This window comes from Prolixibacter sp. NT017 (genome assembly GCF_009617875.1).
In the GTDB taxonomy this organism is placed as follows: Bacteria; Bacteroidota; Bacteroidia; order Bacteroidales; family Prolixibacteraceae; genus Prolixibacter.
The window spans coordinates 73,583-90,912 of the sequence record NZ_BLAV01000001.1 but is presented as its reverse complement, the minus strand read 5'-3'; the positions used below and the strand labels follow the sequence as shown (position 1 = coordinate 90,912).

The window sequence follows — 17,330 nt, the reverse complement described above, 5'->3', positions numbered from 1 at the left end:
AAGCCTACCCCAAAGGTAGGAAGTTGAACCCCTAAGGGTAGGAAATTCTATCTCAGGGGTAGGATGCCGCACCCCGAAACAGGAAAAGTCTACCTTAAACATAGAAAAGCCTACCCCAAAGGTAGGAAGTCGGCCCCCTAAGGGTAGAAGATTCTATCTCCGGGGTAGGATGTTGCACCCTGAAAGAAGACGCTAAAAACACAAAAACGCGCCAAACAGGCAGAACCTGCGGCGCGTTTTCAATTTGACCCAAACTATAATAAAAAAAACTGTTTCTTACTGTGCAATGGCGTAATCTACCACTACATTATTCACCAATAACTTGTTCCCAACATACTTTGGCGTTCCGTTTGCCGGAACCAATACCAGCATCGCTACGTCATTCGGTTCCAGTGTAAACTCGGTTTCTCCGGTTACATTTTTTCGAATAAAACTATGTGTTAACGCATTGTACAAATCAACAGGAGCCGAACCGCAATCAATTTTGATGGCTTCTGCCTCCTTGTAAGGATTGCTGTACAGGTAAGTAGGATACGCTTTATCACGATAGAAATCGCAGGCAAGCAGATTGAGCTGAAGAACTCCTTTCACATTGGTGGTATCGATGATGCTACCGAAAACCCCCGCCTGAGCACTTCCATAAACGCTGAACTGGCTCACCCAGGGATTCTTACCTTTCACCCAATTGGGGCCGTCACCCTGCGCTACCGGAGCTTTGATATCGGCAAACTGCTCATAAGCTGATTTTTTAGTCAGGCCTTCGTAAGCAATCACTCCTTTGGTGACCGACTTCAACTGTGGAATCGTCTGGTGATCATCCGGAATTTCATATGGATAAAACAGGTGAGCTGCATTGGCTGCATTCAGCATCCACTTGCCAACAACTTTCGACCAGGAAGGATCATAACGAACCATTGGTACCAAAGCCCAGGCTACATCAAAGGTGTTCATCAGGAAAGCATATCCGCCGTTGTCGTAAGTACTGCCAACCAGTCCCGAAACGTCGAAACCATTCCAGTTATCAGCTAAAACGCCCCAACCTCTCCGGCATTTAGCATCGCCGTTAAAGGTCCATTTCATGATTTTGGTGAAATCATAATGAGTGCCTTCTTCGGCATTCAAACGGGCAGCCACATAAGCTCCGAAAGGCATCAGTATCTCATAGAACGTATTGTCCTTTTGACTGAGCAATGCATCCAAAGCCGATTTAGCGCCTTCGAGGTAACGCTTATCACCGAACTTCTTATACGCCGCATATAATACGTATGCGTGTCCAGCTGCTGCATCCTGCTGAGGGCAAATCTGGCTGTCCTTCGGTTCCAGTTTTCCGTAGTTAAAAAACGAATGATGATAGTTACCATTCAACACGGAATCGGCAGCCAAAAATTTATCGGCAATAGACCGAAGCAGCGGAGTAGCATTTTCCTCATTCGGATAGAAATTCATGATTCCGTAGTAGATGACATTCGGAAAAACATCGTACCACCAGTCGCGGCCGTAACCACCTCCTAACAAAGCCACATCGGGACAGGTATTGTTCATCATAATATCCCATCCGGTATCCTTGTTGAAATAATTCCGAAGCATGTTCACATAATCCTTGCCATCCTGATTTGATTTATCAATGCCCATCAGGGTAGCTCCGAGTACTGCCCCCATCGTCGTGAGTGACTCATGGAAAATTCCGTTGTGATGATCCGGTCCCTGGCGAACGTCGCCAATGGCTGTATAAATTCCGAATGTTTTCTGCGGAAAGTTTTTCTGCGAATTATCCGTCCAGATGAGCGGCCAGTAATCACCGGTTTGAGTAGAATCAAAAACCAGTTTGTCAAACCCTCTGGCTTTCGCTTTCCAGTCAAGCATTTTATAAGGAGAAGGCAAATCGGGCATTTGACCGATCCGCTCCAGCATTTTTTGCTGCACCTTATCCTGATGACGCAACTCAGGCTTAGGAGCACATGATGCCAACATCAGAATAATGGCTGCCAACAATGATATTTTCTTCATGGTTTAGTATTTTGATTTGATGATATTCTGTGCAACGAAAATGGACAATAACTGCAACAAACCGATAATCACCAGCGCATATTTCAACGCAAAATCTTCACCGATGTAGGTTGCCATCAGAATGAAAAGTCCACATCCAATCAAACGTCCAACATACAATCCCAACTCGTGATTCAGAATATACGTAAATTGGTTTCGCTTTTCAATAGCTGCGACCGTATCGATCACCTTTAACTGAATCGGGAAATATGCCACATCCAACAATGGGCGGGCCATTACCAGACACAACATGAAAAGTATCACGCCCAGCGAGGAATAAAGTCCTGCATTAATGAAACTTCCGGTAGCAAATAACAGCAACCCAAACGAAAAGATGTAAATACGGTGCTTCGGTTTCGCCATTCGTCCGATGAGATAGAGGACAATAGCAGAAAAAATGGCTCCAATAGCCTGAACGGTTCCCAGTACGTCTTCGTTCCCAACCAGCTTCATGATTAACATGGCCGGAGCCGTAACGATGTATCCCTGCGCCAGTCCTTTCAGTGATGCCAGTCCGAGCATTTTTCGCCAAAGAACGTGAAACCGGAAATAGAGAAAACGTTCTTGCTTTGGGTTAACAAAATTACCCCGGTGAACCACAATGGAAGAGATAATGGTTAACAGGAAGACCGACGCCGTAACGATTCGGTACGCCATGTTGGTATTCCCTCCAAACCAGTGATGCTCATCGGTGGCCCCGATAAATACACCAACCACATAAGGCACAATCACCCCGGTCAGCGTGTAGAAGAATGATTCCAGTCCGTAATAGTAGTTACGGTTATTATCGTCGGTTGTCTCCAGCGCCAGAAAATCGCGGTTGGCCCAAAAGAAACCGTAGGATAGTCCCATGATCAATCCGGCAACACCAATGCCGGTAGCATCCAGCTCATGGAGCATCATCATGGCCGACATGGAAACGCCACTCAGCAGCATTCCGAACGAGTATAGCCAGGCGATTTTTATCTTCCGGAGAAGAAATCCGTTGATAGCAAAAGTTAACGGAATACCGGAATAAAGTGCCAACTGAAAGATAACTACCAGCTTGGCTTCGTGCGAATTTCGCATGATATAGGCACCGATAAACATCTCGATAATCGGCAGTACCAGCGAATAAATTAAATTCGTAATCAGTAATATCCGCATGCCCTTGGGATAGGTATTAAACACGCGGTATTCGTTAACCAGTTTATTCAGCATAATTCCTCAGTTGAGATCATTCGTTTTCTAATGCAGTGACTCCAAAATCTCTTTGACAGAGAAGTTTGCACCGCAAATCACTTCATCGGCCGCACCGTAATACATGGTAATTTCATCACCATCCACCAGATGGCCGTTGGTAAAAATGACATTGCCGAAAAATCCGGTCTTTTCATATTCTTCTGCCGGCATCATGATGGGCTGCTCTTCGGAACGGGCCAGCACTTTCGACGGATCGTCAATATCCATCAACAAAGCACCCAGGCAATACTGGTTGTCCTCGTTGGCTCCATGATAGATTTCCAGCCAGCCTTCGTCCGTGCGAATGGGAGCGGCACCTGCACCAATGCGCACACTGTCCCACTTTCCTTTCCGTGTTTGTGCAATACACTGATGATTTCCCCAGTGATCACCATCCGGCGAACTGGCTAACCAGATATAGTTTCCTCCTAATTCAGGACTGCTGGGACGATGAAACGCATAATAACGACCGTTAATCTTTTCTTCGAAAATGGCACTGTCCTTATTGTGCGCGGGAAATATCATCCCGTGATGTTCGAATTCTTTCCAGTTTTTGGTAGTCCGGAGCCCTACTCCTACGCCCAAATGCGAAACGGCAGTGTAAGTCAAATGGTAGGTGTCGTCTATTTGCGATACCCGACAGTCTTCAATTCCGTAAGATTCGTGAATTCCCTTTCCTGTGAGCAACGGATATCCTTCTGGTTCATGAAAATGGACGCCATCGTCACTGCAAACCAGACGCAAGTGCGAAATCGTTGTCAGATAATCTTGTCCCTGATAGCTGATAACCCGGGGATCGGATAAATCGAGCTCCGGATCATCATTTTTAAACTCTTTAATCTCCAGTTCGCCGTTCTCCTTGTATAGAGGGAAAGAAGTGAATCCTTCTTTCTGCTCGGGACGTTCGGCTACCCGAAGCAACATCCATATCTTTCCATCGTACCGGAACACTCCCGGATTGAGCAAGCATTCAATTTTCAATCCTTCCCTGCTCGGTTTCAGATCGCCGGGGCGTAAGATCGGGTTCCCGGCGAATCTCTTTGCCATATCCATAACTAGCTTTTTGTCTTTTTCTTAGCGGAATTTGAAAACAAGGATGCCCCGAATATCCGACATAAACTATGGGGCATCCTGTTTCCTATCTATTATCTGTTAAGCATCAATAACCCGGGTTCTGGGTAATAGTACCACCTGATTTATCAATTTCACGCTGTGGAATTGGATAGAGATAGTTATTATCCTGGAAGTTTTGACCCTGTGCATCCAGTACATCTTTGGCAATTCCCCAACGTTTCAAGTCATTGAAGCGCTGTGATTCAAAGCCAAGCTCCACACGACGTTCATGGCGCAACCAACCCATAATCTGAGCCTTATCCGTTGAATTTACATCACGGTCAGGCAAGGTTCCTGCCGGAGGTGTAGTTCCATCGATGGCAACGGTATTCCGTGCCCGGGCCCTGACCTCGTTGATGATACCGATGGCTTCGGTGTAGTTACCCAGGTTGATATCGGCTTCCGCTTTCCAAAGCATGACATCAGCATAGCGGATGTAAATCTTGTTACTGGGTGAGTCATCATTTCCCTTATTATCGGTATTCGTCTCACCAAGAATTTTATAAACAGCTTGATTGTCTACGTCGACCGTATAGAGCAGACGCGGATCGTTCGGCTCGAATTCATCGATGAAATTCTGTTCGGGAGCTACGAAGCCCCATCCCAGCAATGCACACAAACCATTGCCTGATCTCGGAACTGTATTACTTTCATGGTCGTAAGCAAAGATCACCTCGTTGTCAGTGAACTCTTTCTCCACCTGGAAGTTGTCGAAGTAATTATCATCGAGCGAATAGAAACCAAGACCATCCAGCTGGTTGACGTAATCCAGCACTTTCTGCCAGTTTTCGCTATAAAGCTCTACTTTTGCCTGCATAGCAATGGCAGCACCTTTCGATGCACGCCAGGGCTGAGTATTATCTGAATATTTGCTGTTAGGCAACAGGGTAACTGCCTGCGCCAGGTCGGCACGGATTTGATCCATCACCTGAGCTTTCGGTGCACGAGTAGCTACATCATAAGCTTCAGAGAAACTTTCCAATGGTTTTACCAAAAGCGGAACATCACCGAAATTATTGACCAAATCGAAATAGTAAAAAGCTCTCAGGAAGTAAACCTCACCCAGCAAACGGTTTCTCAGATTGCTGTCCATGGTCAGCTTACCCATCAACTCGTCATTGGTCAGATAACTGATGGCCAGGTTCGAACGGGAAATGCCATCGTAGTCATAAGCCCACTGTCCGTTAAAACCAGCATTGTCAGAAGTAAAATTGAAATGATCAATTTCGTCCATCCAGGCCTGGTCACCATCCGGATTCCATTTCTTCTGCATGTCATCCGAAGCGATATCGCTCAGGATAAAATCGTTGCGAAGAACGGTTCCGTCGTCCCAGCCCCATTCCCCGATAATATTCAGGGTACTGGAAAGCAATTGGTACGAAGTAAAGACTGAATATTCCACCGCACTTTCGGTTGGTGAGGTATCTACCTGGTCGGGTGTCAGCAACCCGATGGGTTCCTTGTAGAGGTATTTGTCGCAACCGGTGAACAACAGTAAAGTTGATGCAACCAGTATCATATATATTTTTCTCATTTTACTGAATTTTATTAGCTGGGACATTAAAATTTCACATCAACACCAAGAATGAAAGCTCTTGATTGCGGGTAAGTTCCCATATCAATCAAATCGGTCGATTCCGGATCGAGACCGGTGTAATCGGTAATGGTGAATACGTTCTGAGCAGAGACGTAAGCACGAAGATTTTTGAAGGTTTTCGAACGCTGCATCAACTGTTTGAATGTATACCCCAGTTCCACGTTTTTCAGACGGAAGTAAGAGGCATCCTCAACGAATACACTGGAAATTTTGCTACTACCGTTATCCGTAAAGCTTACACGTGGAATGGTATTGCTGGTACCTTCGCCGTGCCATGCACTCAGTACGCGGGTTGTGTAGTTGAACGGACGAGTATCGTAGTCCACAATCTTCTTACCGTCGTTGTAACGGTCAACGCCATGCACGCCCTGGAACAACAGTGACAAATCAAAGCCTTTGTATTCGCCTGTCAGGTTCATTCCGTATGTCAGTTTCGGAATGGAATTTCCGATGAACGTCCGGTCTTTATCATTGATAATGCCATCGCCATTTAAATCCTTGAACCGGATATCACCCGGCTGTGCTGAAGGATTAGCTGTTCCGTAAAGTTGATCCTGAATTTCCTGTGTGTTCTGATAGATTCCCTCCATCACGTAACCGTAATAGGAATTCAACGGCTGACCAACAACGGTACGCGCTACACCTTTACTGGCTGCGTTGATAATCATCGGCAGGTTCGGGTGCAGTTTGGTTACCTCATTTTTGAGGGTCGCCACATTCAGGTTAATGTTGTATTTGAACTGATGTTCGCTGTTGCGAAGTGTCAAAGCAAACTCAAAACCTTTGTTGGTAACGGCACCTGCATTAACATAAGTTGGAGATACATCACCTGCAATTGACGGCAATGTAATCGGCAACAAAATATCGGTTGTATTCTTGATAAAGTAATCGGCTGTAAAATAAATTTTGTTCGACAGAAGCCCCAAATCCAGACCGTAGTTATACTGCGTGGTAGTTTCCCACTTCAGGTCGGGGTTTCCGTAACGGGAAATCAGGTAACTGTCACCGCTTTTCCGCAACAGCGTCAGGTAAGCATAGTTATCGATTTCCTGGTTACCCAGCTGTCCAACACTGGCTCTCAGTTTCAAATCCGACAACCAGGTGATATCCTTCATGAAATTCTCATTCGACAATTTCCATCCGGCTGAAACGGATGGGAAATATCCCCAACGGTTGTTTTCCGCAAAGCGTGAAGAAGCATCCGCACGGAAGTTGGCGGTTACCATATACTTGCTGTCATAGGAATACGTTGCCGAACCGAATAACGAGAACAGTGCCCACTCAGCAGCAGAACCTCCGTTCCATACATCATACTGCGAACCTCCAAAATCAAGGTAACGGAAGTTTTTACCGGTATAATCGTAACGAGCGCGTGACCCGCTGATAGAGGAAGAATGGTTGGTAATGAATTCACTACCGACCAACGCGTTGATAGAACTTTTACCCAGGTCTTTCACGTAATTCAACGTATTGTCCCAGGTGAACGTAATTTCCTCACCGCGATCTTCATTCAATGTGCTCGGGCGGTTTTGACGTCCCAATCCCTGATCCAGTGAACTACCACTGCCGTCGTCATCACCAAAGTTCTGATGGAATGCCTTGTTGTGAGAGAAGGTCAGATCAACACCCAAATTCGTTTTGAATTTCAGCGATTTGTCACCGAGGAAAGCATATTCTGCATACAGGTTACCAAATGTTTTGTAGTAACTCCGTACATCGTCGGTGAAGTAAGCCAACGCAATCGGGTTCTGCGACCATTCGTACTTATTGCTCTCAAACGAATCCTTGTTCTTGTAGAACGGCAGGTCTGTAAATGGATCTTGCGCCGACCAGGTTGGATCGCTCGGATCTTTGTAAATCGGGATAATGGGAGGACGAAGCATCGCGTGCCGAATGATCCCCGGCTCGTCACCTTTTGATGACAAGGCATCCTGAATAACATACGAAAGCAACAGGTTACTTCCGACTTTCAACCGCTCGGTCAGATTAGCGGTAATATTCGAACGAAAGTTAATGCGCTGATACTTATCATTGTTATACACCACAATCCCATCATTTCCGTAGTAGTTGGCAGACAACAGGTACTGCACTTTCTGATTACCACCGGTAGCTGTCACCTGTGCATTCTGAGAATGTCCCAGTTCGAACAGGGCATCCAGCCAGTTGGTATTGGCAAAATCGCTGCGGCCTTTATCGGCAGTATATGGATTGGTTCCTGAATAACCAGCGTTATTCCAGGCTTCTTCTACTACATTCATGTACTGCGTTGCGTTCAGCATATGGGGAAGGTGAGCCACCTTCTGAATTCCTGTGTAGTAACTGACATCCAGCGTGCTTTTCCCTTCTACACCTTCTTTGGTCGTTATCACAATAACACCACCTGCTGCACGAGCACCATAAATAGCAGCGGCCGAAGCATCCTTCAATACCGTCATCGATTTAATATCCGATGGATTGAGGAAACTGATATCCCGTGAAGGAACACCATCGATGACATAGAGCGGATTATTGTTTCCGATGGTTCCCTCTCCACGGATACGGATATTCACCGCATCACCGGGAGCACCGGTACTGGAAGTAACCTGAACACCGGCAACTTGTCCTTGCAGGGCCTGTGCCAGATCGCCTACTTTCCGTTTATCGACATCGGCAATATTGACAGGAGCAACAGCACCGGTAAGGGTTGCTTTTTTCTGAGCAGAATATCCAACAATCACCACTTCGTCGATCTGCTTCTTCTCCTCTTTCATCGTAACGTTGAGAACTGTCTTTCCGTTAAGCGGAACAGTCTGTTTCTGGTATCCCACAAAGGAGAAATCGAGGGATACGTTGGTATTTTCGACCTGAAGGGTATACTTACCATTCATATCGGTAATGCTACCATTGGTTGTTCCTGAAACCACTACGGTTACTCCGGGAAGCGTCGTTCCGCTTTCATCTGTAACCGTACCGGTCACATTGACCTGGCCAAAGACGGCACCTGTCATAAAAAGAAATACAAGCCCGAGTATTTCCCTTCTAAATCTTGTGATAAAAAAGATTTTCATAGAAGTTAGCTTTAAAAATTTAATTGATTGAGCATCATTAATTACATCCAATTATTTATAGTCGGGATCCATATCAGGAGTGCGTAGTCCTGCGACTTCGTCAGCCATCAGGATGAACACATTCCAACTGAGTCCCCTTGTTGAAAGCCACCATTCATCGGTACTTTTCCAATGAGTCGGAATAAATTCCTTGCTAAAGGGCCATTTCGGGTTCAAATTGATTTCCGCCCAGGCCCGGTTTTCCATCATTTCTTTTGCCTTAGGCCAGCCGTGTTTCAAGCCTACCACATAGGCACAGTACTCTGCCCGCATCCAGCTTCCGCCGTTGTAATAAAAACCATCGCGGGAGTGGTCTGCATAGTTGGCCTTTCCGAATTCGCCGAAAGGCTGGTAATCGGAAGTCATATAGGAATAACCTTTTGCATCGTTTGTGAGGCGCACCAGAATCGGTGCGGTCGTGCCCATCTCCGGATGCGGAGAATTGGGAACTTTGTTCAGATACGGCATCTCATTCAACTGGTTGTTCACCATCTCATCCGTTAACATCGGGTGATTGAACAGCCAGAGCGATAGAAACTCAGGAACCAAATCCGTCAGCGAAATCAAATCGGGATATTCGCGGTCGAACAGCAGATGTTTTCGTTTCGGATCGTAGAATTTCCGGTATTCCGATTCCGCTTTGTTCATATATTCATCTGAAATATCATATCCCAAAGCCTTAATCGTGTGCAAAGCAACAGCGAACATCCCTTGGTTCACGGCCAATCGAGTTGTTTTTGGAACATAGTCGCACACATCAATCTGGCTCATCGAGAAATGTGATTCACAAATACCGTCATGGTTCTCGTCAAACGAATTAAGTACAAACGACACGGCTTTGTCAATTTTATCTTTCGGAAGTTGAACTCCGTACCGCCGTTGGTTGACCAAAGCCCAAACCAACCACTCGATAGTCGCTTCGTTGTCCTTGGCTTCCACCGAGCCCATGTAGGGCGTAATGATAGTTCCGATAGCACCATCGGGAGTTTGCGTTTTAGCCCACTGATTCCAGATCGCCAGGTTCAGTTTTTTATTGTAAGTCGCTACCGTCGTCCAGAACGAATCCCGGTTATACATGTCGGGCGAGTAATTCATATTTGGCACACTGAACGGAGTAAAATCATGCACGGAAGTAATCCAGTTCAGCATGTTGGCATTCGCATACAGCATCTTTTCAATCAGTGAGCCTTTGAAGCCTTTTCCTTCCGCCAGTCGTGACTGCGAATCAATCATAAAATCGCGATGAGATTTCCACGGTTCCACAAAAATGTAAGTGGTTTTCGTTTCCTTTTTCCCCAGCGGTAAAATGTTATAGGGCTGAATGGCCGGATGATTTTCGGCAATCGCCAGCTCCTTGATTTGCATCGTTCCGGCTTTTCCGGAAGTATTTCCGATAAACATCGAAACACTGTCGCCTTCGATGTACGGAACCAGAATGCTTCCCTTGAACTCCGTCCACTCGTCCGTTTTCGACGGAAATGCATCGATGTACTTAACTCCGTGTTCGAGCTCTGGTCCTTGCTGACCATTTTTCACCCGGTACAGTTTGAGCGCCACCGGCAAGTTCCCTTTCACCTTGAAGGAGATGGTATACACTTTTTGGCCGGTAACTGGCGTCATCATCTGGATACCGTCCTTCCCACCAGCCTGGCAATTCAGTACAATCAAACTATCCTTCCGGGAAATCGAAAGCTTACCCTCCCGACTGTATTTCTGCGGAAGCGGTAAGACGGTTTCGGTTCCGACATTCAGATTGAACATCTCACCAAAAGTCAAACGTACATAGTCTTTCCCCTGAGCCCGTTCTTCAGGTGTAGCTGTGGCAAACAGTCTTGGATCGGGAAGCTGGCGCATCCCAACGAAACCGCCTCCGCGTCCACTGAACCGGCGTCGTGTTGTACGTGTAAACTGATTTTTATATCCTGCATCGGTCAGAAAACCGACGGTCATATTATCCGCGGTGACAAATCCGGCCGATGGAAAAAGTTCGTGAATGAATCCACCCGGAAAGTTATCCTGCTCGAACGTCACATATTTTTTCGGCTGTTGTGCCGGAACATTGTTTTCCAGAAGGGTATAATACATTGAAAGCATGCTGGGCTGGAAGAGCTCAACTGTTTTCTTTACGATGTGCGGATTCACAATTTGGTACGTGACTTTGACAGTCAGTTTCGAATCGAGCGCTTTCATATAAGTTTCCTTCTGCAGCTCAATGATCGTGTCGTTTCCGGTCCAGAAAGTACCGCGCCAATTATAAAGTGTGGTATCGGAAGTCAAATCCAGATTAGACAGATGCAATGTAAAAGCACCGGAATCCTCCAGCAACTTTTGATTGCCATCGTACAGTGCGACGCCATAGCCTGATTCAGGAGAACCATCGACCTTCAATTTCAGATTTTGCCCCGATACAGATGCTGTCATCATCAATAGGAACAACAAGAAAAGCACGGTCACACCGGACCTGGATTTTGTTTGGAACATTGGTTTAATTTTACAGTTGCTTCAGGTTGATTCGAGGTGTGGATTATTGGTACCTCAAAGTTCAGATAAGAACACACGAAATGCTGTACACTATTTCGTCAAAAGTGTACACAAAACAAAAAACACTCACATTTACAGATCATTACAACAGAATACTAATTCTTATTTCCTATATTTTAGTTGATACTGCTTGGGAGGCAGGCCAAACATTTTTTGAAATTCGCGATAGAAATAAGAACGGTTGTTGAATCCCGACTGATAAAAAACCTCGGTTACCGTTTGTGAAGAAGTTTTGAGAAGTTGCGCTGCATGTTTCAAACGCATCGACCGAATCATATCACCGGGTGACATACCGGAGACCTGCTTCAATTTCCGGTAAAACTGCGAGCTGCTCATGCCCATTTCATTTTCAAGAAAAGTAGCCTGTAATTTTTCGTCGTCGATGTGCTGCCGAATAATTTCCATTACTTTATCGATAAACTGCTGGTCTTCTTCCGCAACCGACAACTGAATATGATTTTCCAATCCGTTGCCTTGCTGAAAATAACGGGCAATTCGATCCCGTTCTTCCAGCAGTTTCTCAATTCGTACTTCCAGGTGTTGGGGATGAAATGGCTTCGGAATGTACGAATTGGCACCGCTCTCCAAGCCTTCGATACGTTGTGCTACTGAACTTTTGGCTGTCAGCAGAATAATGGGAATATGGCAGGTCTTCAGATCTGTTTTCAGCTGTTTGCAGAGCTCTGTTCCATCCATCTCCGGCATCATCACGTCGCTGATAATCAAGTCCGGCATCTCTGTTTCCATCACTTTCAACGCTTCCACACCGTTATAGGCAGTCAGCAACCGGTACTTATCCTTCAGCATTCCATCCAGCAACTGGTGAATATCCGGTTCATCCTCCACAATCAAAAGTGTCTTCTGCTTTTTCTCCAGCGTTTCCAGGGTGCGCACCTTTTCCTGTCCGTCATCAGGCTGCGACTTAGACTCAGTCAGAATGTGATGCAGTTGCCGCGACAAAACGACTTCATCGACCGGCTCCTGCTCGTCGGTCCTTTCGCTTTTTAGTTGACAACACGGCATCAACACAGAAAAAGTCGTCAGCTTGTTTTCCACACTTTCCACATCAATGGTACCGCCCATGGCCGTTACCAAACTACGGGTATAAGCCAGACCAATCCCGGTTCGGAATTTATCCGGATCGGAAGTGACTCCTTCATCCGTAATGAAAAAGCGCTCAAACAGGCGGGGAATTTTTTCCTTTGGAATTCCTTTTCCCGAGTTCATGACCTCGATGCGTACCTGCTTGTCCGACTCAGCAATCTTCAGCTTGATATTTCCGCCCTGCGGTGTATACTTAAAGGCATTCGACAACAGGTTGAAAATGATTTTTTCAATCTTATCCTGATCATACCAGCCGGGAATTTCCGGTGGCGATTCAATCTTGTAATCAATTTTGTTCCGAATGGCCCAGTCATCAAACAGTTCGGCTATCTGCTCCACCAGGTTCACCAAATTGAAATACATGGTCTGCATTTCCAGATGACCATTCTCCGCTTTGCGAAATTCCAGCAGCTGCTGGATAAGGAACAACAGCCGGTTTGTATTCCGCTGAATCATATGCACGAACTTCTGTCCTTCATGATCGATGCCGGGGTCGTCCGCCAGCTTTTGCGACGGTCCAACAATCAATGTCAGCGGTGTTTGCAGCTCGTGGGCAATATTCGTGAAGAAGGTCAGCTTGTTCTGGTGCAGTGCCTCTTCCCGCTTCCGAAGCTCGATATTCTGTTTCAGCAATTGCTGCTTTTTCCAGTAATTTTGTACGAACAGCAGGAAAAATAAAGTCAGCAGTACGTATATGCCAATAGCCCAGGCGGACTCCCAGAAAATTGGTTTGATACGAAAATCGACCGCATGAACCGGCGGACTCCAGATGCCATCGCTGTTCGACCACTTCAGCCACAGCGTATAGTTTCCCGGCGGAACGTTGGTGAACGAAATCACACGCCGGTTCTGAATGTTGTTCCATTGCTTGTCGAAATTCTCCAGATAGTAAGCATACTGGCACTTTTCACTGTTGATAAAACTTAGCGCTGCCAAAGTGATATCGAAGAAGTTTTGATCATATTTCAGGTTAACATGAGGAGGATTTCTCGACTGGGGCGTCACTACGAACGAATGATAATAGGGTTTATCGTCATTCTGTCCCTTGATATCACTAATCGCAATATTCGGTATATAAGTGTATTCCCCAATTTCGGATGAGCGGAAATAGTTAAAGCCGCTGTTACCGCCCATAAAAATATATCCGGTTTGGTCATCCCGAAAGAATGCGCCATCGGCAAACTCGTTGTTCTGCAAACCGTCCTCCTCAGTGAAATTACGAAAGCGATGGTTTTCGACGTTAAACTGAGAAAGTCCCAGGTTAGTGCTCACCCACAAGTTTCCGGCATGATCGCAAACCATACCGTGAATGGTATTATTGGGCAACCCATCGTTCGTGGTAAAACTGTGAAAAGCGGGATGATCAGTTAATTTATCCGTTTCAAGGTAATTTAATCCCAGGCTGGTGCCAATCCACAACCGCTTTTGGGCATCCTTGTACAGGCAAAGAATATCGTCGTTGCTCAGGCTTAGCGAATCGCCCGGCGCCTTTCTGAAAACCCTGAATGATTCCGTTTTCTTATTAAATAAATTCAATCCCCCCAACCGCGTGCCAATCCACAGTTCACGATCATTTTCCGGAATAATGGAGAAGATAATATTACTGCTTAGTTTTCCGGCCAGATTCTCATTGGCTACGTATTGCTTAAAATCGGTTACCCGCAACTTACGTCCGTTTCTTTCCAGCCGTAGCCGTAGCATTCCATAACCATTCGTTCCCAACCAAATAACTCCCTGTTGATCCTGATAAATGGCATACACCGAACGAAAAGCTGTACAGTTTTCGGTGCCCTCAATATCCTCCCAATCAATCAGACGGTTGTACCGGAAATCATAAACCGAAAGTCCGTCACCGTCCGTCCCGATAAACATCAGGCTATCTCTACCGCAGAAAAGCGAAAAGACCGAATTGTTGAGCGGCGAATTAGCAGAATAGTAATTCTCTTCAGGAATTTTCTCCTCAGAGCCGTTTAAGTAAAAATGTGCCGGAAACCGGAAGAGCCCCTGTCCTTTGGTCCCAACCCACAAAGCGCTATCGGGAGCCAGGGAGAATGCCCGTACGTTACCGCCCCGTAAGGCCGGGATTTGCGCCTGCGTAACTGAATGAAACAACTTGTGGCGTGGAAACAGCTTGTAAATACCGTCTCCATCGGTTCCAATCCAGACCACACCTTCATTTCCTTCAAAAACAGTTGATAATTTCCGGCTGTTGATGTGACTGAGCCATGAATTCCGTTCCACCATACCACCCGGTTTCAGGATGAAATGCTTTTTCGAATCAGCAATCAAAACACCGCTGCGGGTTTTCCCGATGAGCTTCTGAATACCACTGAAACCGGTCATTTCAATTTTGCTATCGGTAAAAGAATAGGTCGCCAACTGCCCGTCGGTTGTCAACAGCAGAATCTTATCCTTCGATTCATTCAAAAAATCGCGAACATGCTGAGCAATTCTTTTCAATCCAACGACCGTCACTGCACCGTCACTGCCACGATGCAGACGAACTTCCAGTAAATCGCCATTAGCGTATTGAATCAGTAGCGTGTTTACCGGAGAAAAACGAATCTCCCGCACGGCCTGTACCGGCAAATCGCCGGATGAAAGTCGCCGGATGGAGTCGTTGGCGTAATACCCCAATCCCCACTCCTTCGCTTCAAAGAAAATGTTTCGTTGTTGGTCAACCGCCAGATGGAACTCCGACTCGGTGAGAGGTGCTTTGTCTTCACGACCGAAAAAGTATCGCTTGATTTGCCGGGTATTGGGATTTAACCGATTAATGCCGTGCATGGTCAGTACCCAGAGATAGCCATCCTTCCCCTCTTCAATCTTCAAAATTACCTGGTTACTTAAACTGTTGGGATTATCCGGCTCGGGCCGAAAGATTTGGATGGCATGCCCGTCATAACGATCCAAACCGTCCCACGTACCAATCCACAATACATGGTTCGAATCCTGAAAAATGTCATTCACCGAACTGTTCGACAATCCGTTGGAGTTAGTCAGTGTACGGATTTCGAACTGACGCTCGCTGGCCATCGAACGGCCGAAGAAATTCAGAAAAAGAAAGACGATGAAAAAGCAAGTAACTTTACGGCTCATTATTCCCCTTAATACAAAAGCACATCCCGAAGATACGTTTATTTTCAGTGTTAAAGGGGACAAAAAGTGACCTTCCGGTCCTCTCAAATCGCCATATACCTTAATGTTGATCATACACTTTCCTTCGAAAGACAAGCAATTTACCGACATTATCATTATTTTCGGAAAGCCAGATCAAATCACACAATATCAACTAACACATATAAACGATGAAAAAACTAACAACGCTACTTTTACTGGTATTCTTTAGCACACAACTCTTCGCGCAAAAAACGGAAACAGTGGCAGCCACTCCTCCGATGGGCTGGAACAGCTGGAACAAATTTGGCTGTAACGTCAGTGAGAAACTCATCAAAGAGATGGCCGACGCCATGGTGAACAGCGGCATGGCCGATGCCGGCTACCAGTATATTGTCATCGACGACTGCTGGCAGGTAGGCCGCGATAGCGCCGGCAACATCATTCCCGATCCGAAACGTTTCCCTGACGGGATGAAAGCCCTGGCCGATTACATCCATACCAGGGGACTAAAATTCGGAATTTACTCCTGTGCCGGCTCCATGACCTGCCAGAAACGTCCCGGAAGCCGCGGCTACCAGTTTCAGGATGCCCGTCAGTATGCAGCCTGGGGAGTCGATTACCTGAAGTACGACTGGTGTTACAACGAAGGACAAAATGCCGAAGCCGCTTACAAAACCATGAGCGATGCGCTAAAAGCTACCGGCCGCCCCATCGTATTCAGCATTTGCGAGTGGGGGTCCAACAAGCCGTGGGAATGGGGCAAAGGCATTGGCAACCTGTGGCGCACCACCGGCGACATTTTCGATTCATTCAAAGGAACCCTCAACTGGGGCGGCAAAGGAGTACTGGACATTATCGACCTCAATGCCGACCTATGGAAGTATGCGGGTCCCGGCCACTGGAACGACCCCGATATGCTGGAAGTAGGCAACGGTGGTATGACTGACGAAGAGTACAAAACACACTTCAGTATGTGGTGTATGTTAGCCGCTCCATTAATGGCCGGCAACGATCTCCGCAGCATGGATGACGAAACGAAGAAGATACTCACCAATGAGGAGGTTATTCAGGTTGACCAGGATGCGCTGGGAGAACAGGGATTCCGCTTCATCGACTATGGCGACCAGGAAATTTGGGTAAAGTTCCTTCAAAACGACGAGCTGGCCGTTTGTTTTCTCAACCGCGCCGACACCCCCTGGAACGTCAATTATGATTGGGCAAAAGTCGGCATCGGTCACGCGAAACACTATGTCTCCTTCAGCGATAAAAAATATGACCTGCGCGACCTGTGGCAACACAAAGCTATCGGCAACACAGGCAAAAACCTCACCGCCGACGTCCCCGCTCACGGTGTGTTAATGCTGCGGTTAACACCGGAAAAGAAATAAAAAGAAGACTTTATATATGGAATGAAAAATGCCTCAGTGATGGGGCATTTTTTGTTTTGAATTGCCCATGGCTTCAGCCAGTTCTATTTCATACATTCCTACCCCTCATATTTC

Annotated in this window: 8 protein-coding genes; 1 reads left to right on the top strand and 7 read right to left on the bottom strand. The window is 46.4% G+C overall.

Going from position 1 to position 17,330, the window contains the following annotated elements; genetic code table 11:
• Window positions 1–276 precede the first annotated feature (276 nt).
• From GJU87_RS00310 to GJU87_RS00280, 7 genes are all read right to left on the bottom strand, one after another.
• Entirely contained in the window at window positions 277–2,007 is a 1,731-nt protein-coding gene (locus tag GJU87_RS00310) for a hypothetical protein (RefSeq protein ID WP_228491786.1), read from the bottom strand.
• Window positions 2,008–2,010: 3 nt separating this feature from the next.
• Window positions 2,011–3,246, bottom strand: a complete 1,236-nt coding sequence (locus tag GJU87_RS00305; protein WP_153637690.1) for an MFS transporter — start codon at window positions 3,244–3,246, stop codon at window positions 2,011–2,013.
• 27 nt (window positions 3,247–3,273) lie between these two features.
• Window positions 3,274–4,314: a glycoside hydrolase family 130 protein gene (locus tag GJU87_RS00300; protein WP_228491785.1), complete on the bottom strand. Its 1,041-nt coding sequence runs from the start codon at window positions 4,312–4,314 to the stop codon at window positions 3,274–3,276.
• A 112-nt stretch (window positions 4,315–4,426) separates the two neighbouring features.
• A complete protein-coding gene (locus tag GJU87_RS00295; RefSeq protein WP_153637688.1) occupies window positions 4,427–5,914 on the bottom strand; it encodes a RagB/SusD family nutrient uptake outer membrane protein in 1,488 nt (495 codons plus the stop codon).
• Window positions 5,915–5,940: 26 nt separating this feature from the next.
• On the bottom strand, window positions 5,941–9,024 hold the full coding sequence (locus tag GJU87_RS00290) for a TonB-dependent receptor (RefSeq protein WP_153637687.1): 3,084 nt from the start codon (window positions 9,022–9,024) through the stop codon (window positions 5,941–5,943).
• A gap of 51 nt (window positions 9,025–9,075) precedes the next feature.
• On the bottom strand, window positions 9,076–11,544 hold the full coding sequence (locus GJU87_RS00285; RefSeq protein WP_153637686.1) for a hypothetical protein: 2,469 nt from the start codon (window positions 11,542–11,544) through the stop codon (window positions 9,076–9,078).
• A 162-nt stretch (window positions 11,545–11,706) separates the two neighbouring features.
• Window positions 11,707–15,807 (bottom strand): hybrid sensor histidine kinase/response regulator transcription factor, encoded by a 4,101-nt coding sequence (locus GJU87_RS00280; RefSeq protein WP_194831400.1) that lies wholly within the window; start codon window positions 15,805–15,807, stop codon window positions 11,707–11,709.
• Window positions 15,808–16,016: 209 nt separating this feature from the next.
• On the opposite strand from GJU87_RS00280, the gene GJU87_RS00275 reads away from it, so the two are divergent.
• Window positions 16,017–17,216 carry a glycoside hydrolase family 27 protein gene (locus GJU87_RS00275; protein ID WP_153637684.1) on the top strand — a complete coding sequence of 400 codons (1,200 nt, stop codon included), beginning with the start codon at window positions 16,017–16,019 and terminating at the stop codon, window positions 17,214–17,216.
• Window positions 17,217–17,330 lie beyond the last annotated feature (114 nt).